General features: G+C 51.9%; 18 protein-coding genes, 6 tRNA genes and 1 other RNA gene. 12 read left to right on the top strand and 13 right to left on the bottom strand.

From position 1 onward, the window contains the following. Window positions 1–201: 201 nt before the first annotated feature. Window positions 202–1032, bottom strand: coding sequence for a vitamin B12 ABC transporter substrate-binding protein BtuF (btuF, locus tag JFY74_15850; GenBank protein QQG27546.1), 831 nt, complete (start codon window positions 1030–1032; stop codon window positions 202–204). A gap of 2 nt (window positions 1033–1034) precedes the next feature. Further along, a complete protein-coding gene (gene mtnN / locus JFY74_15845) occupies window positions 1035–1733 on the bottom strand; it encodes a 5'-methylthioadenosine/S-adenosylhomocysteine nucleosidase (protein ID QQG27545.1) in 699 nt (232 codons plus the stop codon). A gap of 246 nt (window positions 1734–1979) precedes the next feature. On the opposite strand from mtnN, the gene dgt reads away from it, so the two are divergent. The 7 genes from dgt to JFY74_15810 all read left to right on the top strand — a co-directional run bounded on the left by dgt (window position 1980) and on the right by JFY74_15810 (window position 10711). Then, window positions 1980–3491, top strand: a complete 1512-nt coding sequence (gene dgt, locus JFY74_15840; GenBank protein QQG27544.1) for a dGTPase — start codon at window positions 1980–1982, stop codon at window positions 3489–3491. A gap of 189 nt (window positions 3492–3680) precedes the next feature. Then, on the top strand, window positions 3681–5126 hold the full coding sequence (gene degP / locus JFY74_15835; protein ID QQG27543.1) for a serine endoprotease DegP: 1446 nt from the start codon (window positions 3681–3683) through the stop codon (window positions 5124–5126). Between the two features lie 232 nt (window positions 5127–5358). Next, on the top strand, window positions 5359–6516 hold the full coding sequence (locus JFY74_15830) for a CdaR family transcriptional regulator (GenBank protein QQG27542.1): 1158 nt from the start codon (window positions 5359–5361) through the stop codon (window positions 6514–6516). A 339-nt stretch (window positions 6517–6855) separates the two neighbouring features. Next, on the top strand, window positions 6856–7866 hold the full coding sequence (locus tag JFY74_15825; GenBank protein ID QQG27541.1) for a sulfate ABC transporter substrate-binding protein: 1011 nt from the start codon (window positions 6856–6858) through the stop codon (window positions 7864–7866). 156 nt (window positions 7867–8022) lie between these two features. Next, on the top strand, window positions 8023–8835 hold the full coding sequence (gene cysT, locus JFY74_15820; protein QQG27540.1) for a sulfate ABC transporter permease subunit CysT: 813 nt from the start codon (window positions 8023–8025) through the stop codon (window positions 8833–8835). A 12-nt stretch (window positions 8836–8847) separates the two neighbouring features. After that, window positions 8848–9729, top strand: coding sequence for a sulfate ABC transporter permease subunit CysW (cysW, locus tag JFY74_15815; GenBank protein QQG27539.1), 882 nt, complete (start codon window positions 8848–8850; stop codon window positions 9727–9729). Further along, window positions 9719–10711, top strand: a complete 993-nt coding sequence (locus JFY74_15810; GenBank protein ID QQG27538.1) for a sulfate ABC transporter ATP-binding protein — start codon at window positions 9719–9721, stop codon at window positions 10709–10711. The genes cysW and JFY74_15810 overlap by 11 nt, the downstream gene beginning before the upstream one ends. An 80-nt stretch (window positions 10712–10791) precedes the next feature. Here the strand turns inward: JFY74_15810 and JFY74_15805 are convergent, their stop codons facing one another. The 3 genes from JFY74_15805 to JFY74_15795 form a co-directional block, all read right to left on the bottom strand. Continuing rightward, window positions 10792–11226, bottom strand: a complete 435-nt coding sequence (locus JFY74_15805) for a DoxX family protein (protein QQG27537.1) — start codon at window positions 11224–11226, stop codon at window positions 10792–10794. A gap of 335 nt (window positions 11227–11561) precedes the next feature. After that, window positions 11562–12143 (bottom strand): TetR family transcriptional regulator, encoded by a 582-nt coding sequence (locus JFY74_15800; protein ID QQG27536.1) that lies wholly within the window; start codon window positions 12141–12143, stop codon window positions 11562–11564. A gap of 84 nt (window positions 12144–12227) precedes the next feature. Further along, window positions 12228–13277 carry an aldo/keto reductase gene (locus tag JFY74_15795; protein ID QQG27535.1) on the bottom strand — a complete coding sequence of 350 codons (1050 nt, stop codon included), beginning with the start codon at window positions 13275–13277 and terminating at the stop codon, window positions 12228–12230. Between the two features lie 186 nt (window positions 13278–13463). Between JFY74_15795 and JFY74_15790 the strand changes: the two genes are divergently transcribed. Then, window positions 13464–14570, top strand: coding sequence for an NADH:flavin oxidoreductase (locus JFY74_15790; GenBank protein ID QQG27534.1), 1107 nt, complete (start codon window positions 13464–13466; stop codon window positions 14568–14570). Between the two features lie 151 nt (window positions 14571–14721). On the opposite strand, the gene JFY74_15785 is transcribed toward JFY74_15790, so the two are convergent. The 5 genes from JFY74_15785 to JFY74_15765 all read right to left on the bottom strand — a co-directional run bounded on the left by JFY74_15785 (window position 14722) and on the right by JFY74_15765 (window position 15315). After that, window positions 14722–14849, bottom strand: a non-coding RNA gene (locus JFY74_15785) — RtT sRNA. A 47-nt stretch (window positions 14850–14896) separates the two neighbouring features. Then, window positions 14897–14972 (bottom strand) — tRNA-Lys (locus JFY74_15780). 7 nt (window positions 14973–14979) lie between these two features. Continuing rightward, window positions 14980–15055, bottom strand: a tRNA-Val gene (locus tag JFY74_15775). Between the two features lie 55 nt (window positions 15056–15110). Next, window positions 15111–15186, bottom strand: a tRNA-Val gene (locus JFY74_15770). A 53-nt stretch (window positions 15187–15239) separates the two neighbouring features. After that, a tRNA-Val gene (locus JFY74_15765) sits at window positions 15240–15315 on the bottom strand. A 291-nt stretch (window positions 15316–15606) separates the two neighbouring features. Between JFY74_15765 and gltX the strand changes: the two genes are divergently transcribed. Next, complete coding sequence (gene gltX, locus JFY74_15760; GenBank protein QQG27533.1) at window positions 15607–17022, top strand: glutamate--tRNA ligase; 1416 nt, start codon at window positions 15607–15609, stop codon at window positions 17020–17022. 69 nt (window positions 17023–17091) lie between these two features. Here the strand turns inward: gltX and JFY74_15755 are convergent, their stop codons facing one another. Continuing rightward, entirely contained in the window at window positions 17092–17976 is an 885-nt protein-coding gene (locus JFY74_15755) for an alpha/beta hydrolase (protein ID QQG27532.1), read from the bottom strand. Window positions 17977–18245: 269 nt separating this feature from the next. Here JFY74_15755 and JFY74_15750 point away from each other — a divergent pair. Further along, window positions 18246–18321 (top strand) — tRNA-Ala (locus JFY74_15750). Between the two features lie 47 nt (window positions 18322–18368). Continuing rightward, window positions 18369–18444, top strand: a tRNA-Ala gene (locus JFY74_15745). A gap of 175 nt (window positions 18445–18619) precedes the next feature. On the opposite strand, the gene ung is transcribed toward JFY74_15745, so the two are convergent. Further along, entirely contained in the window at window positions 18620–19306 is a 687-nt protein-coding gene (gene ung / locus JFY74_15740) for a uracil-DNA glycosylase (protein QQG27531.1), read from the bottom strand. 376 nt (window positions 19307–19682) lie between these two features. Here ung and grcA point away from each other — a divergent pair, with 376 nt between their 5' ends. Then, on the top strand, window positions 19683–20066 hold the full coding sequence (gene grcA / locus JFY74_15735; GenBank protein ID QQG27530.1) for an autonomous glycyl radical cofactor GrcA: 384 nt from the start codon (window positions 19683–19685) through the stop codon (window positions 20064–20066). A 62-nt stretch (window positions 20067–20128) separates the two neighbouring features. Here the strand turns inward: grcA and srmB are convergent, their stop codons facing one another. After that, a complete protein-coding gene (srmB, locus tag JFY74_15730; GenBank protein QQG27529.1) occupies window positions 20129–21454 on the bottom strand; it encodes an ATP-dependent RNA helicase SrmB in 1326 nt (441 codons plus the stop codon). Window positions 21455–21536 lie beyond the last annotated feature (82 nt).

The raw sequence follows: 21536 nt of genomic DNA, 5'->3' as shown, positions 1-21536 counted from the left end.
ATATCGGTTCAAAGTTTTCTCATTTCGTCTTGCTTTGGCTTTATCGCCAGATGGTAATCAAAACCATGAATGCTGTTTATGATTCCACCGTTGCGTTCAGATTATCGGCAACTATTGGCGAAATAAAAGCCTGTTAATGTTACAACTTGTATACTAATGAAGCTATTGTTAGCGGAATGGTTTCACTCTGTTAATTAACAATCACTTCGCTGACGAAAGCGTGGGTTTTAACTCTGCTAACTGAGAACAAATTTGCTGGGCTGCCAATAGTAAACGAGGGCCGCTGCGGCTAAACCAGTCTTCATTGACGGTAATTACCGGAACCGCTAATTGCGGCTGCCAAAACGCCTGCACACTGGAAATCCTTTCTGGCGCACCGCCGACAATAATGGCCTGCGGTTGGCGTCTTAACACCTGTTCACGACTGACCTGCGGCCAGGGCACCGGACTGTCGCTAAAGACATTTTCGGCACCACACAGTGAAACGATCTGGCTTTGCAGCGTTGCTTTCGAAGAAGTAAACAGCGGCTGAGTGCCAAATTGAAGGAATACCCGCAATGGCGCGGCGTTATGCCTCTCGCCAGCGTGCTGGAGTTTGTCTATTTCCTGCTGAAAATTTGTTGCTGCTTGTTCGGCTTGTTCAGGGTGGCGGCTATAGGTCGCCAACTGTCGTAGTGACGCCGTGATATCGTCTACTGTCTTCGCATCCAGATAAACGATAGGAATCGAGAAGTTGGCGAGCTGTTCCAGCGGACGCTGCGGGTTACCCTCACGCCACGCCAGAATCAGATCGGGCTTGAGGGCGAGGATCCGCTCCAGATTGATTCCCTGCCAGGAAGCCACCTGTTCAAGCTTTTTCGCTTCTGGTGGATAATCTGACCAGGCGCTAACCGCAATCAGCTGTTCACCCATGCCTGCCGCATAGGCCATTTCCGTCGCGTGTGGTGCGAGACTGATCACACGCTGCGGAATGGCATAAGCGGCGGTGCAGAGCAGTAGCCCGATCAGCCAGCAGAGGAACCTGAAAATCACGATTAGCGTGCGGCCAGCTTGGCCAGAATCGCTTCTACCATCCGCGTTGATTGCTGTGCCGCAACGCTCAGGAACTCATCGAAACTCAGGTGTGAGGCTTTATCGGCCACATCAGAAATCGCGCGCACAACTACAAACGGGACGGCGAACTGGTGGCAGACATGGGCGATCGCAGTCGCTTCCATTTCTACGGCAATCGCCTTCGGGAACGTGGTGCGGATACGGGCTAACGGCTCTGCGCCGTTAATGAAGGCATCACCGCTGACAACCAGACCGCGCACGGCGTTCAGCTGTAACTCGGCAATCGCTTCCTGCGCCAGCGCGATGAGTTTTTCATCGGCAGGGAAAGCGGCAGGGCAGCCTGCCATCTGGCCAGGTTCATAGCCAAAGGCCGTGACGTCAGCATCGTGGTAGCGCACTTCATCGGAAACCACGATATCACCGACGTTTAATGTGGGCGCCAGTCCGCCAGCGGAACCGGTGTTAATCACCACGTCTGGCTTGCTGTGTTCCAGCAGCAGCGTGGTACCCAGCGCGGCGGAGACTTTACCGATACCCGATTTCAGCAGCGCGACTTCTACGCCGTTGATTTGTCCGGTGTAGATTTCGCAACCCGCACGCTGGAAGGTCTGACGGTTTTCAATCCGATCGCGCAGCAGCGTTACTTCTTGTTCCATCGCACCGATAATACCGACTTTCATAAGGTTCCCCGCAAATTCTGTTATAAATGGAAGGCGTATACCTAATGCTGGTCACTGAAGTCCCATTTTAGGGGAAACACAGGGGGAGGTTCCCGCAGGGATGCCTCACTCCTGTGGTCGCACCGTGTATCTCGATCGTTAAATGACCACCATTAGGTGTATATCGCGGACGTTAGTCTATCATGGCTAGCGGGATGAGATGGAGTGTCCATCATTGTGCTGTAGCGGGATGACATGGAGAACCGTATGTCTGATATCGATTTCGCCAAAAAAATGAGCTTTCAGCGCCATTTCAGTCGGACTAAAACGGCTGAGGATGAATATACGATAGTGCGCCAGTTTGAGAGCGATCGGGGTCGTATTATTAACTCCGCTGCCATCCGCCGCTTACAGCAAAAAACTCAGGTCTTTCCGCTAGAACGTAATGCGGCCGTCCGCTCCCGTCTGACCCATTCGATGGAAGTTCAGCAGGTTGGCCGCTATATCGCCAAAGAGATTTTGCACCGCCTGCAAGTCGACGGGCGGCTGGCATCGCTAGGGCTGAACGACAGAGAAACGCCGTTTGAAAGCCTAGTTGAAATGGCGTGTCTGATGCATGACATCGGCAATCCGCCGTTTGGGCATTTTGGCGAATCCGCGATTAATCAATGGTTCAGAAAATTGTTGGATAGCCACTATCTGGACAGTGAATCCCCGGAACGCGTCGATGACTGTAGAGTCCCTACGCTGCGGATGCAGCAAGATGGACTGGACGAGTTGCGCGGGCAGATCCGGCAGGATCTGAGCCATTTTGAAGGCAACGCACAGGCGATCCGTCTGGTGCATACGTTGCTGAAGCTCAACCTGACCTACGGGCAGGTGGCCTGCATTTTGAAATACACCCGCCCCGCGTACTGGCACGGCGAGCTTCCGGCGGATTACCATTATTTGATGAAGAAGCCGGGCTACTATCTGGCAGAGGAAGCGTTTGTCGCCACACTGCGTGAAGAGCTGGATATGGGCGAATTTCACCGTCATCCGCTGAGCTACATTATGGAAGCGGCTGATGATGTGTCCTACTGCATCGCGGATCTTGAGGATGCGGTCGAGAAAGATATCCTCACGATCGAAGAACTTTACGATCGTCTGCGCGAGAATTGGGGCATAGGAACAGAGAAAGACATTTTCGCTAAAACAATTGAACGCGCTTACAAAGAACGTGAGCGCTTTCAATGGCGTAGCCACGACGATCAGTTCTTCATGAATCTCCGTGTTCATACCGTGGGGCAGATGGTGCCGCATGCCGCGCAGCGTTTTATCGACAACCTGCCGGAGGTCTATGCCGGATCGTTCAATCAGGCGTTGCTTGAGGATGACAGCCCGCAGAACCGTCTGTTAGGCATTTTCAAACGCGTCGCCTTAAAGCACGTTTTTAACCATCATGAAGTTGAACAGTTGGAGCTACAGGGGGATCGCGTGATTCGCGGCCTGCTGGATATTTATAGCCCGCTGCTCGAGATGCCCTATCAGGATTTCAGCCAGCTTGTTAGTGACGATACGCACAAGCGTTATCCGATTGAAACGCGGCTTTACCACAAGCTATCCAGCAAGCACTGTCTGGCCTATTGCGAAGCGGTTACCGGGTTGGAAGGGTTACCCGAAACCGAGCGTGTCATCCGTGAATATTATTATCGGGCGCGCCTGATTCAGGATTACATCAGCGGTATGACGGATTTATACGCCTACGATGAATACCGCAAGCTGATGGCGGCAGATTAGCGATGAACAGGCAGCAACGGAAATCACGACTTTTGTAAAGCCGTTCAATATTTCCTTACGCTTCACGATCTTCCCCTTTGGAACCTTGTTGGTCCATATTTATCTCATACAGCACGACCACTGAGTGTACCCGGTGTCGGGTACACGGGCCGTAAGACTCGCGTGTTGATTACTATGAGATAACCTCCTATGAAAAGAAAATCACTGGTTCTGAGTGCGCTGGCGTTAAGTCTGGCGATGGCGATGGGTTCTACCACGGCGAATGCCGCAGAGTCAGCGGCGTCTGCCGCGTCATCGGGTCAATTACCCAGCCTGGCCCCTATGCTGGAAAACGTCATGCCTTCTGTGGTGAGCATCTACGTGGAAGGGCATACCACCCATGCGGGCAATGAGGGAAAAGAAGGGATCCCACCGCAGCTTCAGCCGTTTTTTGGTGAAAACTCGCCTTTCTGTCAGGAGGGATCGCCGTTCCAGTCATCGCCAATGTGTCAGGGAGAAGGTGACGACGGCCAGCCAGCGCAGCAGGAAAATTTCCAGGCGCTGGGCGCGGGCGCCGTGATTAATGCAGAGAAAGGCTATGTGGTGACCAACAGCCATGTGGTGGATAACGCTGACAAGATTCAGGTTCGACTCAGCGATGGCCGCAAGTATGACGGCAAAGTGTTAGGCAAAGACACACGTTCCGATATCGCGCTGGTGCAGTTGAAAGATTTTAAAAATCTGACGGCGATTAAGGTCGCGGATTCCGACCAGCTGCGGGTCGGTGATTATACGGTAGCGATTGGTAACCCGTATGGTCTGGGCGAGACGGCGACCTCGGGCATTGTGTCCGCGCTGGGGCGTAGCGGGTTGAATATTGAAAACTACGAGAACTTTATTCAGACCGATGCAGCGATCAACCGAGGGAATTCTGGTGGTGCGCTGGTCAACCTGAACGGAGAGTTGGTTGGGTTGAATACCGCGATTCTTGCTCCAGATGGCGGCAATATCGGGATTGGTTTCGCTATCCCCAGCAATATGGTGAAAAGCGTCGTTGCACAGATTGTCGAATTTGGCGAAGTGAAGCGCGGCGAGCTGGGGATCACCGGGACGGAGCTGAATTCCGAACTGGCACAGGCGATGAAGGTTGATGCCCAGCGCGGTGCGTTTGTGAGCCAGGTGCGGCCGAAGTCGGCGGCAGGTGAAGCGGGCATCAAGGCGGGCGATGTGATCGTCACGCTGAATGGTAAGGCGATCAGCAGCTTCTCTGCACTGCGTGCGCAGGTTGGGTCGCTGCCGGTGGGCAGTAAAGTGGCGCTGGGGCTGTTGCGTGAGGGTAAACCGCTGACGGTTGAGGTGACGCTGCAACAGAGCAATCAGGCTCAGGTGGCTTCCGGTAATCTCTACTCTGGCATTGAAGGTGCCGAGCTAAGCAATACTCAGGTGGACGATAAAAAAGGCGTCAAGGTGGATAACGTTAAACTCGGTTCTGCGGCGGCTAAAATTGGCCTGAAGAAAGATGACATTATTCTGGGGGTTAACCAACAGACGGTACAGAATATTGGCGAGTTGCGTAAAATTCTGGACAGCAAACCGGCCGTATTGGCCTTGAATGTGCGTCGCGGTGACAGCACGATTTATCTGCTGGCTCAGTAATCGATCTGTTTAGCGCATAAGTTAATAATTACCTTTTAAGACAATTTGTTACGTTAGTCTTTTGGCCGGGCACGCGGGTGCCCGGCTACCTCTAGCTTCTTCCTGAAAGTGCTTTTGTGAGTTCTTCCACAGATTTAACCTAATTCCCGTTTCTTTGTTAATTTGCACAATGTGTGGCGCACCGTGTGGCGGTATGCTGGTGCAATTGTCAATGTTCCTCTCAGAGGTAAAAATGGCGTCGTATCATCTCAATGCCAAGATGGCACAGGATATTGTCGCGCGGACCATGCAGATCATTGATAGCAATATCAACGTGATGGATGCTCGCGGTAAGATTATCGGCAGTGGCGATCAGGAACGATTGGGGGAACTGCACGAAGGCGCGCTGCTGGCGCTTTCGCAGGGGCGAGTCGTCGATATTGATGATGCCGTCGCGCGTCACCTGCACGGCGTGCGTCCGGGTATCAATTTACCCCTGCGTATTGATGGCGAAATTGTTGGTGTCATCGGTCTGACGGGGAACCCAAGCCAGCTACGGCAATACGGCGAGCTTGTCTGCATGACGGCGGAAATGATGCTGGAGCAGGCGAGGCTGCTGCATATGTTGGCGCAGGATAGCCGCCTGCGTGAAGAGCTGGTTCTGAACCTGATTCGCACCGACGATCTGTCTCCCGCTCTCATGGAGTGGGCGCAGCGCTTAGGCATCGATCTGAATAAGCCCCGCGTCGCTGCGGTGATCGAAGTCGACAGCGGGCAGCTCGGTGTCGACTCCGCTATGGCAGAGCTACAGCAGTTGCAGACGTTGCTGACCACGCCGGAGCGCGACAATCTGATCGCTATCGTTTCCCTGACTGAAATGGTGGTGCTAAAACCGGCGCTGAACAGCCACGGGCGCTGGGATGCAGAGGAACACCGGCGTCGCGTGGATACGCTGATGTCGCGTATGGCGGAAAGCAGTCGGCTGCGGGTACGGCTGGCGCTGGGGAACTATTTTGCGGGTCCCGGAAGTATCGCGCGCTCTTACCGCACGGCGCGAACGACCATGAGTGTAGGCAAACAGCGTATGCCCGCCCAGCGCTGTTATTACTATCAGGATTTGATGTTGCCCGTGCTGCTGGACAGCCTGCGCGGTGGCTGGCAGGCGAACGAGCTGGTGCGCCCGCTTTCGAAGCTTAAAGCAATGGACGGCAATGGTCTGCTGCGTCGGACGCTGGGTGCCTGGTTTCGTAACAACGTCCAGCCCGGCGCGACGGCGAAAGCGCTATTTATTCACCGCAATACGCTGGAATATCGCCTTAATCGCATCTCTGAACTGACGGGGTTAGATCTGGGGAATTTCGACGACCGTCTGCTGCTGTACGTGGCTTTACAGCTGGATGAAGAAGAGTAGGGCAGAAAGGTGCTACCTACTTAAGCCTATACTTCTAAGCCTAGCTTCCACCGTATTCACCTGATGCCGCACGGCATCAGGGTTACCTCATATCCAGTCGTAAAAAGATTGCCGCTGCAACAAAATTGCTTAGATTGAAAACTATTACATAACCATTAACAATATAACGCGATAGCATAAATTATCGCGAAACAATATTTTTGCCCCTTACTTATATCCACTATTGTCACTCCCATATTGTCGTTGTCAGTTCGATAACCGCATAAACGGCCTAACCAGCCACATTCATCATTATTTTATCTAAATACTTTCAAGCATTAAGGTTAGGGAGTGATAAGAATGTCAATACGTCGTCTGGGGTTATCTGTTGCTACGGCAGCGCTGTTATTTTCTGGTGTGGCCTCGGCGGCTACCGAATTATTAAACGTGTCTTACGATCCGACGCGTGAACTGTATCAGCAATACAATGCGGCGTTTATCAAGCATTGGAAAGCGACTACGGGTGAAGATATCACCATCAAAAATTCGCACGGCGGTTCTGGAAAGCAGGCGCGTTCGGTGATTGACGGCTTGCAGGCCGACGTGGTGACGCTGGCGCTGGCCGGTGATATTGATGCATTAAACCTGAACCAACAGCTGATCGACCCTAAGTGGCAGGCGCGTTTGCCTGACAACAGCACCCCTTACACCTCCACCATCGTTTTTCTGGTGCGTAAAGGGAATCCGAAGCAAATCAAAGACTGGAACGACCTGGTGAAACCGGGCGTTGAAGTGATCACGCCAAACCCGAAAACCTCCGGCGGCGCGCGTTGGAACTTCCTGGCTGCATGGGCTTATGCCAAAGCGCAACCGGGCGGCAATGATGAAACCGCACTGAAATTTGTTACGGAACTGTATCGCCATGCGCCAGTACTGGATACCGGTGCACGTGGGGCAACGATTAGCTTTGTACAACGTCAGCTAGGCGATGTGCTGCTGGCATGGGAAAACGAAGCGTACCTGTCTCTGCAAGAGCAGGGGGGCGATCAGCTTGAGATTGTTACTCCATCTCTGTCGATTCTGGCTGAACCGCCGGTTGCCGTTGTCGACAAAGTCGTTGAGCGCAAGGGAACGCAGAAACAGGCTGAAGCTTATCTGCAATATCTCTACAGCGATGAAGCACAGCGCATCATCGGTAAAAATTTCTACCGTCCACGCAACGCCAAGATTGCCGAAGAGTTTAAAGATCAGTTTGCCCCTGTGAATCTGGTGACGATCGATAAGGATTTCGGCGGCTGGAAAGCGGCACAGGACAAATTCTTTAACGATGGCGGCGTGTTTGACGCCATCTTTAAAGAGATTAATAAGTAAGTTTTTAATGTCTGACGGATTAAGGCCGCTATTACCATAGCGGCTTTTTTCAGGTTAAGAAGGCAGAGGATCTGCCGACTTAACCTTTCTGTCAGGTAGCGCGCGTCGGCAAGCAGTTGTTGGCTGGGTAGTGAGTATGAAAATTAAAGGCACGGTATGTCACAACGTTCTTCCTCAGTGATTCCCGGTTTCGGGCTAACGTTAGGGTTTAGCCTGAGCTATTTAGGATTAATTGTCCTCATTCCGTTGGCGGGGATGTTTTTGTATGCCAGCCAACTAACTTTTGGTCAGTTTTGGGATCTGATCACCAGCCGTCAGGTGCTTTTCTCCCTGCGGCTTTCGTTTGGTACGGCGCTGGCTGCGGCGTTTATTAACGGTATTCTCGGGACGCTGCTGGCCTGGGTACTCGTGCGTTATACCTTTCCCGGCCGTAAAGTGATCGATGCCATGATCGACATGCCCTTTGCGCTGCCAACCGCCGTGGCGGGGATTGCGCTGACGGCGTTGTATGCGCCGAATGGCCTGATTGGCTCACTGTTTCCATTCAAAATAGCCTATAGCAGCATTGGTATCACGTTGGCGCTCATTTTCGTCACGCTGCCTTTCGTGGTCAGAACGCTGCAACCCGTGCTGGCAGATATTCCGAAAGAAGTGGAAGAGGCCGCCGCCTGCCTTGGCGCGCGTCCGCTTCAGGTTTTCCGCCATGTCTTGCTTCCCGCGCTGTTACCCGCGTGGCTGACGGGCTTTGCGCTGGCCTTTGCCCGCGGCGTTGGCGAATACGGTTCCGTGGTGTTTATCGCGGGGAATATTCCGTTTAAGACCGAAATCCTGCCGCTGTTGATCGTTTCCAAGCTGGATCAGTATGACTACAAGGGAGCAACCGGGATCGGCGTGTTCATGCTGCTGGTGTCTTTCATTATGCTGCTGCTGATTAACGTGTTGCAGCGCCGCATTCAACCGAAACTGTAAGGGCCGGTCTTCATGGAACAGGTTATTTCCGCTCAGGCCAGCGCGGCTAAAAGAAAAAAACAGCCCGCAGCCTATTACATTCTGGTGTCATTAGCGTGGGTCGTCTTTTTCCTGATTCTGGTGCTGCCGCTGATGATGGTGGTGACTCAGGGGCTGGATAAAGGTGTCGGCGCATTTTGGGATGCGATCACCGAACCGGATGCAATCTCTGCGCTTAAGCTGACGCTGCTGGCGACCGTCATTTCTGTGCCGTTAAACGTGGTGTTTGGGCTGGCGACGGCTTGGTGCGTGACGAAATTCGAATTTCGTGGCAAGAGCTTTCTGCTGGCGCTGATCGATTTGCCATTTTCCGTTTCACCCGTGGTTGCGGGGCTGGTGTATGTGCTGCTGTTTGGGGCACAAAGCAAGATCTATCCCTTCCTGCTTGAACACGATCTGCAAATTGTTTACGCCGTGCCTGGCATCGTACTGGCGACAATTTTCGTCACGTTGCCTTATGTTGCGCGTGAGCTGATTCCGCTGATGGAGGAGCAGGGCTCGCAGGAAGAAGAAGCGGCGCGATTGCTGGGGGCGAACGGCTGGCAAATGTTCTGGCATATCACGCTGCCGAATGTGAAATGGGCGTTGATCTACGGCGTGGTGCTGTGTACCGCGCGTGCGATGGGGGAATTCGGCGCTGTTTCCGTTATTTCCGGCCATATTCGTGGCCTGACTAACACGCTGCCGCTGCATATCGAAATCCTTTATAACGAGTACAACATCGTTGCGGCTTTCAGCGTGGCGATCCTGCTGCTAATTATGTCACTGGTCGTACTGCTGCTGCGCCAGTGGAGTGAGAGCCGATTGACGAAGCAAATAGAGAAACAACAGGAGTTGGCCAAAAATGAGCATTGAGATTCGCAATATTAATAAACAATTTGGTCAGTTCCGGGCGCTGAACGAGATTAATTTGTCGATCCACAGCGGCGAGCTGGTGGCGCTGCTGGGGCCATCGGGCTGCGGTAAGACTACGCTTCTGCGTATTATCGCCGGGCTGGAACAGCCGGATAGCGGCAGCATTATCTTTCACGGCCAGGATGTGTCCGTCCACGATGTGCGTAAGCGTAACGTAGGATTCGTATTCCAGCACTACGCGCTGTTCCGCCACATGACGGTGTTCGACAACGTCGCGTTTGGGCTGCGAATGAAGCCGAAAAACAGCCGATTATCAAAGAGTGACATCGAAAAGAAAGTGCATGAATTGCTGAATCTGGTGCAGTTGGACTGGCTGGGGGATCGCTATCCTGAACAGCTTTCCGGCGGTCAGCGTCAGCGTATTGCGCTAGCGCGTGCGTTGATCGTTGAACCGAGCATTTTGCTGCTGGATGAACCTTTTGGCGCACTGGATGCCAAGGTACGTAAAGAGCTGCGTCGCTGGCTGTCTCAGTTGCATGAAGATATCGATCTGACGTCGGTATTTGTGACGCACGATCAGGAAGAAGCGATGGAAGTCGCTGACCGCATCGTGCTGATGAACAAAGGCGTGATTGAACAAATCGGCACGCCAGCGGAAGTGTATAACAACCCAGCCAGCGAATTTGTTTACCATTTCCTTGGCGACAGTAACCGACTGAAAGTGGCGCAGACGGAAGAGACGATTCTGTTTCGTCCGCATGAAGTGTCGTTATCCGTTCAGGCGCAGGAAGGCTATCAGGCAGTGACAGTGCGAGATATTCGCCCACTCGGTGCCTTGACTCGTCTGTCGTTGAAGCTGGGCGAGCAGTCAGAGCTGATTGAAGCGGAAGTTGCAAAAGACGATGCAAGCCTGCACGGGCTACAGAAAGGCGATGTGATTCAGTTCAAACCCAAGCGTTATAGTCACGATTGGGAAATTTGAACGATAGGGCATCGAAATAAAAAACCCGCGAATCCGCGGGTTTTTTGCTTTTGTCGTGAATACCTGCTGGGTGGCAAGGATTAGCGATAAGCGGGGTTAGAGGCAACAGAATAGCGACCACTACCGACTAGCATGATGATAATGCCCGCGAAGAAATAGAGTGCTTCCAATTCCAGCGCCCAGGCACCCACTTTGGTCAGAGTGAAGAATTTACCCATTCCCACCATCAGCGTAGCAACAACCAGCGTCAGCGCGGCAATCAGGCCTGAAACGCGGGTAAATACGCCCAGAATAATCAGAATCGGGGCAACAACCTCACCGATATAAACGCCATAAGCGATAAAACCAGGCAGGCCTGCACCTTGCAGCATCTGTACTATCCAGCCTACACCGTGCTCAACTTTTGCTACGCCGTGAAACAGCAGCAGAATACCCACGGTTAAACGCAGTAAAAGTTTACCTGCATCAGGATGATCGGTTAAACGCGTGAACCACTGATTCAACTGAGCAATCATAATAGACAACCTCATAAGTGAGCAAAAATGCTGATTGGTAATGCTTGTTTATATAGTGCGGCAGTGTCGTCGATTTAGGGACAGAATAGAAAACCAATAAATTTGATATTTTCTGTCAAAAAATTACGTGAACAGTAAACGCAGATAAGCATAGCACCGCGATTGCGGCGGTCTAATGATGGATGGGAATAATGCAATAACAAGATGTTATGAAAAAGAAACACAGTCTGAATGGCTGAAGGCAAGAGGAATGGATTGCATAAAGGGAATCGTTTTAGAGGGGATAGAATTTGGAACCTATCTTGGATGTGACAGGTCCCTTTTTCATAACCTGTTTATGCGTCGCCAAGCAGCGCTTTTTTGGCGGCGATAAGAAAGTCGTCTGACAAAGGATCGCCAGCCGTTGCTCGCGCTAACGTGAGCGCGCCGGATAACAGGGCGAATTGCGCCAGAGCATGCAGTCGGCGCTGTTCTTTATCTTCTATCGTCGATAGAGACTCCAGCCTGTCCAGCATGGCTCTGACACCACTGAGATAAACCTCACGTATCGGTTTGTCTTCACTTTCTCTGGCTATGTCGCTGGCTAGCGCAGTGAGCGCACAGCCGTCCTTAGCGCCGTCACGATGGGCGGGGGAAAGATAGTGTTCCACCATCGTTTGCAGGTCATGTTGACCTGCGTGCTGAGTTATTTCCTGCCAACGCGAGCGAGAGTCCTCAAGCGCTTTTCGGCTAGCGATGGCAGCGAGCTCATCCTTAGAAGCAAAATGACCATAAAAGCCACCGTGAGTTAAGCCGGCCGCGGCCATCAAGTCGTTCACGCTGACGCCGTTCAGGCCCCGTTCACGAAAGAGTTGTGAAGAAACCTGAATGATTTCCTCTCGGTTACGCTCCATCTGCTGTTTTGATACACGGGCCATGCTGTTCTCCTCTTTCTGTCAGGCATCATCTTAGGGTATGAAAAAGTCAGACTCAATAGATGATGCCTTTCATCAATAGCCAGATCAGGCCCGTGGCGGCCACGGTGTAATAATATGAGCACTGTTGCCCCCTTGAGCCCGAGGCAATGACCCTGCGATCTGATCGTGCGGCGTCCCCAGTGAAATAGCACTGACGTCGTCCAGTCGTGCGACCTGATCGTCGCTTAGCGTCACACCTAATGCAACCAGTGTATCGTCCAACTGCGCCAGTGTGCGGGAGCCCAGAATGGGGATCAGGCTGGTGCTAGCGCGGGCGGATTTATGTCGCAGCCAGGCGATGGCAATCTGTATTGGCATGACGTTTAAGTCGTTTGCCACGCGAAAGACCTCGTCCAACAAGGTTGTGTCTTGCTCTGTGTGTACTAGTCTTCCGCCAAAACCGATCAGACGGCCTTCTTTACTTTTACGGTATTTTCCCGTCAGCAGGCCGCCACCCAGTGGAGACCAAAGCGTTGCTGCCAGCCCCATTGCTTCAGCCATCGGCAGTAGCTCTCGTTCTGCGGTGCGCTGCACCAGACTGTATTCCACCTGAATACCGGCAATTCGCGACCAGCCGCGCAGTTCCGCGATGGTGTCCGCTCTGGCAATGCGCCAGGCGGGGAAATTAGAGAAGCCTGCGTACTGGATTTTTCCTGATCGAATGAGATCGTCGAAAGCGCGAACAATCTCTTCCAGTGGCGTTAATTGGTCATCAAAGTGCGCCCACAGTACATCGATACGATCGGTGTTTAGCCGTTTTAGGCTGTTTTCGACTGATGAGATCATGTTCTTGCGGCTATTGCCGGTTTGGGAAATTCCGGCATCTGGCATGGCACTTAAGGTGTACTTCGTCGCAACGACAAAATGGTCGCGATCTGCGGCAATGAATTCTCCGACCATTTGCTCAGATTGGCCTAACTGGTAAGCATCCGCTGTATCGATGAAGTTGCCGCCCGTGTTGGCATAACGATCAAATACCTGTTTAGCCTGTTCTTTTTCAGAACCATAGCCCCAACCGGTGCCAAAATTTCCTGTTCCGAGAGCAAGTTCGGAAACGCGTAAGCCCGTATTACGTCCAAAAGTCGTGTATTTCATGCTGCTACCTTTATTTTTAGATGTTGTGTGACATTTATTATATATGTCATATATCATCTATATTGCAAGTGGAGCGGTATTATTTTTACGGGATGTCGAGTTAACTGGGGTTGCTTAACCGCATGAATTGAGTTTCTAATCGATATTCAACGCCGCGATAGCGTTAAACCATAAAAGGAAATATTTATGTCTGATGATGTTCTGTTTAGTCCCTTCACGTTGAAAGGGTTAACCCTTCCTAACCGCATTGTTATGGCACCGATGACGCGAGGTATGGCTGAAAACGGCATTCCTGGCCCAGCGCAGGCGGAATATTATCGCCGCCGTGCCGAAGGGGGAGTTGGGCTGATTCTGACAGAGGGAACGGTAGTCGATCGTCCCGCTTCGCGTAATATGCCCGGAATCCCGCTGTTTCATGGCGAAGCGGCGTTGGCCGGTTGGGAGGCGGTGGCGAAAGCGGTTCATGCTGCTGGTGGCCGTATTGGGCCGCAAATTTGGCATACGGGATCAACGCATGGTCGCGGCTGGGAGCCTGATGCGCCTGTTGAGAGCCCGTCGGGGTTGGTTGGCCCAGATGAGGCTCGCGGTGTGGTGATGACGGAAGAAGATATCGCGGATACCGTGGCGGCTTTCGCCCGTGCGGCGGCGGATGCGAAACGACTGGGATTCGACACGCTGGAACTGCACGGTGCACATGGCTACCTGATCGACCAATTCTTCTGGCCGGGGACGAATAAGCGTGAAGATGCCTTTGGTGGCGCAACGATCCGCGAACGCTCTCGCTTTGCCGCAGATATTATCCGTGCTGTCCGAGCCGCTGTTGGCGAGGATTTCCCGTTGATCTTGCGTGTGAGTCAGTGGAAGCAGCAGGACTACAGCGCACGGCTTGCCGCCTCCCCACAGGAGATGACGGACTGGTTGGCACCGCTGGTTGAGGCGGGTGTGGATATTCTCCACTGTTCCCAGCGACGTTTCTGGGAGCCGGAGTTCCCGGAGGTTGATGGGGCGGAAGGGCTGAACTTCGCCGGTTGGGCGAAAAAACTGACAGGTGCGGCGACCATCAGCGTTGGCTCGGTGGGGCTGACCTCGGATTTCTTTGCCGCGTTTGGTGGTGAAGGTTCTGGCACGGCGGCATTGGACAATCTGCACGCTCGGATGGAGCGAGAGGAGTTTGACCTGATCGCGGTAGGCCGAGTCCTGCTTTCTGATGCGCAATGGGTACAAAAAGTGCGTTCTGGGCAGACTGATAAATTACGCGGTTTTGACGCTGCGGATTTAGCCGTACTGGCGTGATATTTAGGTGCCGTAGCTGAGTAGGGCTGCGGTACTTCATTGAATATTGGGAAAGCTAACGCGGAATCATTGAGCAGGTTCTCACCTACACGACATGCACAATATATAACATTGGATGGATTTACTTCAGATAGGAATAACTTTGCGGAAGTGGTGGGTCGTGCAGGATGACTCGGCCTTTGGCCTCGCCCCTTCGGGGTCAACGCTAACGCATTGCTGTCTCGCTTCGCTCGGCTCGAACCTGAACGCAGGTTCTCATCTACACGACATGTGCAAATAGATAATTTTTGGTGGATTTACTTCAGAGAGTAATCACTTTGCGGAAGTGGTGGGTCGTGCAGGATTCGAACCTGCGACCAATTGATTAAAAGTCAACTGCTCTACCGACTGAGCTAACGACCCGCAGAAGTGGTGGGTGATGACGGGCTCGAACCGCCGACCCCCTCCTTGTAAGGGAGGTGCTCTCCCAGCTGAGCTAATCACCCACTTCTGAACTACCTTTACTTCAACTTCTAGCAAGAAGACCAGCTGGTATGAGATTGGTGGGTGATGACGGGATCGAACCGCCGACCCCCTCCTTGTAAGGGAGGTGCTCTCCCAGCTGAGCTAATCACCCAATCTCAAATCTTCTTACTCTACACAGCGAGACACTTTTACTTTCGTAAATAGTGGTGGGTGATGACGGGATCGAACCGCCGACCCCCTCCTTGTAAGGGAGGTGCTCTCCCAGCTGAGCTAATCACCCCCGCTGTGTGGAGTCGCATTATAGGGATCCTTGAATGTGAGTCAACGCTTTTTAAAACTAAAATGATTGTTCGTTGCAAAATTAGTCAAGGCGTCGTATTTATCGCCGTTGGTGCTGCATCCTTGCGCAATTCGGCCTGTTATCTTGCTATCGCTAGCAGAATAAAAGCACGCGCGGCATGTTACGGCGTTGAGGAATCGAAGCAGAGTGATAGAATGTTGCCCACTTTTGTTCTCTGAGCTTATGTCGGTCTGTGCCGACAGCCGTTGCGTAATAAGGCTGTAATCCCAAATGAAAATCAAAACCCGTTTCGCCCCTAGTCCTACTGGCTATCTTCACGTCGGCGGCGCTCGCACCGCACTGTACTCTTGGTTGTTTGCCCGTCATCATGACGGCGAGTTCGTGCTGCGTATTGAAGATACCGATCTGGAGCGTTCAACTCAGGACGCGATTGATGCCATTATGGATGGTATGAACTGGCTGAGCCTGAACTGGGATGAAGGCCCGTACTACCAGACTAAACGCTTTGACCGTTACAACGCGGTTATTGACCAGATGCTGGAAAACGGCACCGCCTATAAGTGCTACTGTTCTAAAGAGCGTCTGGAAGCGCTGCGTGAGCAGCAGATGGAAAAGGGTGATAAGCCACGTTACGACGGCTGTTGCCGTGGTTCTCACGAACATCATGCCGATAATGAGCCACATGTTGTGCGTTTCCTCAACCCGCAGGAAGGCTCGGTCATCTTCAATGACCGCATTCGCGGGCCGATCGAATTCAGCAATCAGGAACTCGATGATCTGATTATTCGCCGTACTGACGGTTCACCGACCTACAATTTCTGTGTCGTTATCGATGACTGGGATATGGAAATCACGCACGTTATCCGTGGTGAAGACCATATCAACAACACGCCGCGCCAGATCAACATCCTGAAAGCGCTGGGCGCACCCGTGCCAGAATATGCGCATGTGTCGATGATTCTGGGCGATGACGGTAAGAAATTGTCCAAACGTCACGGCGCTGTCGGTGTGATGCAATACCGTGATGACGGCTATCTGCCTGAAGCACTGCTGAACTATCTGGTGCGTTTAGGTTGGTCTTCTGGCGATCAGGAAATCTTCTCTATTGATGAAATGAAATCGCTGTTCTCGCTGGATGCCGTCAACAAATCGGCGAGTGCTTTCAATACCGAGAAGCTGCAATGGTTGAACCATCACTATATTAACCATCTACCAGCAGAATACGTGGCGACGCATCTGTCATGGCATATCGAGCAGGCAGGGATTGATACCCGTACCGGGCCGCAGTTGAGCGAGCTGGTTGGTTTACTGGGCGAGCGTTGCAAGACGCTGAAAGAAATGGCGGATTCTTGCCGTTATTTCTATGAAGATTTTGCTGAGTTTGACGCCGATGCTGCGAAGAAACACTTGCGTCCGGTTGCGCGTCAGCCGCTTGAACTGGTTCGCGAGAAATTGGCCGCGATTACGAGCTGGACGCCGGAGAACATCCACCACGCCATTCAGGGCACGGCCGATGAGCTGGGTCAGGGTATGGGGAAAGTCGGTATGCCGCTGCGTGTTGCGGTAACGGGCGCGGGTCAGTCTCCAGGTGTTGACGCTACGGTGCACGCGATTGGTCAACAGCGTTCGCTGGCGCGTATTGATAAAGCGTTGGCGTTCATTGCTGAGCGTGAAGCGCAGCAGTAATCCCTACTGCATGAATACACAAGAAGCCCCAGCCAAATGCTGGGGCTTCTTATTTTATGACTTAGGGGATTATTGACCGGCGATAGCAACTGCTTTACCGATGGCATCGGGGATCACGTCGCCGTGCCCTTTACCGGGGAACAGAATAAAGTCGGCTTTTGTGCCTTGTTCGTTGAGCTGTGCGACCAGTGCCGTTGCTCTTTCCACCATTTTTCTTTGGCTGATCCGTTCTGCCCGCTTTTCATCAACGGGTTTACCCGCCTGCGTTTTGGTTGGCTCATCTTCATTTGCCCCTGCCGTGACGGTTATTGATAGCGGTGGTGTAGCGAGCAGCGGCGTTCTTGCCGGAATCACAACGCCATTTCCCCACCAGATAGACGGGCTTGCGGCAACATAACGCTGGAAAGATTCGGTGTGGTTAAACAGCGTATAGAGCGTAAACAGACCGCCGAAAGAGTGCCCGGCCAGCGTTTGTTTTTGCTTATTTACTGCGTAGTTCGCTTCAACCCAGGGCTTTACCGTGGATTGCAGGAATTGATAAAACGCTTCGGCTTCGCCGCCTGCGGCAAAATCTGGATCGGTGAGCGTTGTCGGCGGCGTGTAGTCGCGCGTTCTGGCGGGAACATCATAAGGTTTATCGATTGGATAACCGATGGCGATAATCAGCGGTGCTGCGCCACTTTTTGCCTTGTAGCTGTTTACGGCAACGGGAAACTGAGCGTTGCCATCCAGCATGTACAGAACCGGATAACCGCCTTCAGGTGCGGGTTGGCGGGGAAGCGCGATGAAAAGCCGATAGACATGCTGTGCATCGCTTTTCATTTCAACGAGCTTGATCTCAAATTGAGCTTTTGCTTGTTCGGTCATATCAGGAATGGTTGGCTGCGCCCGAACAGGCAACATGCCAGAGGCAGATACCATCAGAGAAAATACAATCATAGGAAAATAGCGCATGTGGTGAGGCTTATATAAGAGGCAGAAGCGTAACGTGAAATGATGATAATAAATCGCGTTATCGTTAGCAGCTTTTTTATTGAGACTGCAATTTAAATTGTGCTTATGACGAGATGACATCGAAATTGCCGCCTGTTTTTTCTTACCTTTGGCGTCTTTTTCAGCGGTTAATCGGATAACCGGATTTAGCCGTTGACACTGCGAATCGGGTTTCATATTATGCGACGCGTTCACACAGTACTCGCCTTCGCGGTGATGCTGTAAGATACGGGGCTATAGCTCAGCTGGGAGAGCGCTTGCATGGCATGCAAGAGGTCAGCGGTTCGATCCCGCTTAGCTCCACCAAACACTCCCTCTGTTTGGTTGATTATCACGAACATTCCACACGCTGTGGGGCTATAGCTCAGCTGGGAGAGCGCTTGCATGGCATGCAAGAGGTCAGCGGTTCGATCCCGCTTAGCTCCACCAAATCATCAAATTCATTCTTATTTATCCCTTTTTCGATATATCTGCATTCAATCAACGTTTTTTATTTGCTCAATACGTTAGTGAGCGATTTTTTGTAAACCATCCCTTGTAAACGATTCTTTGTAAACGACAGTTGGCCGCCTTCGTTTTTTGAAGACAACCAACCCGTTATCGCTTAAGCCTCTTCCGGGAGCCTTGGCGTCCAGTCTATTGGCGACAGCCCTTGCTGTTCCAAAAGCTGATTAGCCTGAGAAAAATGCTTACAGCCCAAGAAACCACGGTGTGCAGACAGTGGGGAAGGGTGCGGCGATTTCAGAATATGGTGGCGCTGCTGGTCAATGATGTTGCCTTTTTTCTGTGCATGAGAGCCCCACAGAAGAAAGACCAGACCTTCCCGTTGTTCATTCAATGCCACGATGACGCGGTCAGTAAACGTTTCCCAGCCCAAATTAGCATGCGAGTGCGCTTGTCCAGCTTCAACGGTTAATACCGTGTTGAGCAGTAAAACGCCTTGCTCTGCCCAGCTTTGCAGAAAACCGTGTCGTGGAATTTCAAATCCAGGGATGTCGCTCGCCAATTCTTTATAAATATTACCCAGAGAAGGCGGAGCGGGTACGCCCGGACGTACAGAAAATGACAGCCCGTGCGCCTGATTCGGGCCGTGATAGGGATCTTGTCCGAGAATGATGACTTTGACCTGATGCAGTTCAGTAAAGCGGAACGCGTTGAAAACATCCTTCTGCGGGGGATAGATAGTTTTACCCGCTGCACGTTCTTTCCCAACGAATTCAAGGGTGTTAATGAAGTAAGGCTGCTGCTTTTCTTGTGCCAGCACGTCATGCCAGGTGAGAGAGGTCGCCATCATGCACTCTTTTTTTACAGGTTGAATGGTGTTGTCGGTAGCTTACCGATCTATCGTCCCGAGGTAAAACCGTAACCGCTGTTGTCGGGATGAAAGGCCCTTTTTTTGAAAAAAAATTGAAAATTTACAAAAATATTTGTAATTCGGTGTGTTGGTAAAATTGATATAAAACAATATATTGCCATCGGGCCGCCAAATTGTGGGCTTTTAAAATTGATTTAAGTCAAGGATGTCTGGTTATCAGGCTGGTATATAAGAGGCAGATACAAACGGTTTTATACGATCGTTACGAAATTTAGCAGTTTTTTGCTGATAGCGATTTTTACTCAGTTAGTTTTTAACTAAGACAATAACACGCCGTTTTACGGAGGCAATTATGGTTACTGGTATTCAAATCACCAAGGCTAACGACAGCGCGCTGATCAATTCTTTCTGGTTGCTGGATGAAGAAAAATCACAGGCGCGTTGCGTGTGTGCTAAATCGGGTTATAGCGAAGATCAAATCGTTCCGGTGAGCGATCTGGGTCAGATCGAGTATCGTGAAATCCCGCTGGAAATCAAACCTGAAGTGCGTGTGGAAGGTGGTCAACACCTGAACGTAAACGTTCTGCGCCGTGAGACGCTGGAAGATGCGGTTAAGCATCCGGAAAATTATCCGCAGTTGACCATTCGCGTATCTGGCTACGCTGTGCGTTTCAACTCACTGACGCCAGAACAGCAGCGCGACGTTATCGCTCGTACTTTTACCGCAAGCCTGTAATTCAAGCCTTAACAAAAAGGGAGCTGAGGCTCCCTTTTTTATATATCTATTTTATATAAATTTTATTCGGCAGAGGGTTTGTCGGTTTTCTGCGTTGGTTGACGACGCTTACCCACATTTTTAGCATCGCGCTGGCGAACTTTTACCTTAACCTTTTCTTTTTCCTTCTCTTTTTTCTCTTGTCGCTTAGCCAGTACTTTTTTCGACGGTTTCCCCGTCGTTTTGGCGCTTGGTGCTTTTGTCTCTGGGCGGAGTTCTTCAATGACGCGCGGTTTTAGCGGTTCATTCAAGTAGCGACTAATTTTTCCCAGCAGCAGATGGTCGTGTGCTTCGACAAAAGAGATGGCACAGCCTTTACGACCGGCGCGACCGGTACGGCCGATACGGTGAAGATAGGTGTCCGAGGTGCGCGGCAAATCGAAGTTAAATACGTGGCTGACATCGTTAATATCAATACCACGCGCTGCGATATCCGTTGCTACCAGCACGTTGACACGCCCGTCACTGAGACGTTTGATCGCCTCATTACGTTTGGCTTGCACCATTTCGCCTTCGAGATAGCAGGAGTTAATGCCCGCTTCACGCAGCCAAGCAACCAGCTCATGCACACGCTCACGCTTGCGTACAAAGACGATAGAACGCGTTACGTCAGGCTGTTTTAACTGGTGGCAGAGCAGCGCCGTTTTGTGTTTGAGATCGTCGGCGCGGTAATACCATTGCAGAATTTTTTTACGTTCCCGACGCGATGGGTCGGATTCGATTTCAACAGGTTCATTGAGCAGGCGCTCGGCGAAATCTTTGATCGCGTCCCCTTCCAGCGTCGCAGAAAACAGCAGCGTTTGCTTGCGCCAGCGGGTTTCTCCGGCGATGTGTTCAATATCCTGAGCGAAGCCCATATCCAGCATTCTGTCCGCTTCATCCAGAATTAGCGTTTCTACCGCGCGGCAATCGAAGTTTTCTTCTTTAATGTATTGCAGCAGACGGCCCGTCGTCGCGACGACGATATCCTGATTTTCACTGAAGACTTCTGCGTGGTTCATGTAGGCCACGCCGCCAGTGATCGTGGCGATATCCAGGTGCGTATGTGCAGCAAACGCTCGTGCCTGATCGGCGACCTGCATGGCGAGTTCACGGGTTGGCGTGAGGATCAGAATACGAGGTGGACCCGATTTTTTACGAGGGAAATCGATAAGATGCTGCAAAACCGGCAGCAGATAGGCGGCGGTTTTACCTGTACCTGTTGGCGCGGAGCCTAAGACGTCGCGGCCTTCCATCGCCGGAGGGATCGCCTCTGCCTGAATCACGGTCGGGCGCTCGTAGCCCATGTCACGCAGGGCGTCTAACAGGCTTTCATCAAGATCGAGCTCGGAAAAATTGGTTACAGTCATGGTCTACCTCTATTTGGGGCGCCGATTATAGACGGATTGGCCGGTTTCTTCACCTGTTTAAGCAGACATCGGCACTTTTCCT

It is taken from the genome of Pectobacterium carotovorum, assembly GCA_016415585.1.
GTDB classification, from domain to species: domain Bacteria; phylum Pseudomonadota; class Gammaproteobacteria; order Enterobacterales; family Enterobacteriaceae; genus Pectobacterium; species Pectobacterium carotovorum_K.
Note: the sequence above shows the minus strand (reverse complement) of the source record. Positions and strands in the feature narration are given on the sequence as shown.